We start from the raw sequence: 1120 nt of genomic DNA on the forward strand, positions 1-1120 counted from the left end.
TTGATCATAATGATCAATCCCTTCTATCAAAATATAATACCTTTAAAAATCTTAGTTCCAAATTTTATTTACCCATTCAGGATGATCAATAAAAGGATTGCGGTTATGTTGATATTTTGTAAAAATCACTTCATTACGCTTTCGCTCTAAATCATCGACCGGGTCTTGTTCATTCCATTTTAATAAAACCGATAGTTTCCCCATGTATGGATCTTTATTGTTATTCACTTTTTCATTTAGTTCTAAATCTATTTCGCCGTTGTCCCCCTCGTAACGAACAGCCATATAAAACAGCATTCTAGCAATATCTCCTTTTACACTATCACGAGGTTCCCAAGAATCACTATCATATTTACATTCTGTCGCTTCAGAATGATTCACACCACCATTATCAAAATCTAAATTCCCTCGTGAACTATTTACAGATACATCCGTCGCTCTTAAATGATGTAGATCTGTTCCAGGTCCCGCAGTCGTTCCAAAGTCACCGTGAGATTTTGCCCAAACATGCTCTCGGTTCCAGTTATTTACTCCTGATCCATTCGTAAGTTTCCCTTGCGAACGACCAGTATATAAGAGTATCACATTATTTTTATTATTTGGGTCCTCATCAGTATCTCTTAGCGCTTCCCAAACCGCACTGTATGATAGCTTTGTATGATTATCAATAATATTATGCAGTTCCTTCTTTAATTCTAAACCCGTTTTTCCTATTGCATTATTATAATATGTATCGTCATAATTTTTCACAATAATCTCTTGTGCTGATGCAGAAGCTACTTCACCGTGTATAGTATCTGTGAATGATAGAGATGCAGAACCTAAAATAAAAAATGAAGACAGTGTAATCATAGCAAGCTTTGTATTTCGAAACTTCATATACCCATTTCCCCTTTAAAATATAATTTGAAGCTATTCACTAAAAAATGCTTTCTAACTCCCGAAACCTTTTAGAAACCCCTACCCCTTTTCTGTTTATTTAATACAAGACTCTATCCAGTCTGTATCACTTCTAAACTTTTTATTTATTCACATTCCAAACAATTTCACTTTTAACAAGAAATATCCTTCTCCTATAAAGATTATTAAAATATTCTTTACAATTTAAAAGTAGTTTAAT

The 1120-nt window shown here is 33.3% G+C and carries 1 protein-coding gene; it reads right to left on the minus strand.

Going from position 1 to position 1120, the window contains the following annotated elements; translation table 11 throughout:
* Nucleotides 1-51: 51 nt before the first annotated feature.
* Nucleotides 52-879, minus strand: coding sequence for an endonuclease I family protein (locus ACQGS6_RS29055; protein ID WP_000672200.1), 828 nt, complete (start codon nucleotides 877-879; stop codon nucleotides 52-54).
* Nucleotides 880-1120: the final 241 nt, after the last annotated feature.

The sequence above is a fragment of the Bacillus sp. GMs2/2 genome (assembly GCF_050172095.1).
GTDB lineage: Bacteria > Bacillota > Bacilli > Bacillales > Bacillaceae_G > Bacillus_A > Bacillus_A cereus.

Bases quoted from the DNA above. Each gene is read 5' to 3' on its own strand.
- ACQGS6_RS29055 (WP_000672200.1), bottom strand. From the start codon at position 879: ATGAAGTTTCGAAATACAAAGCTTGCTATGATTACACTGTCTTCATTT.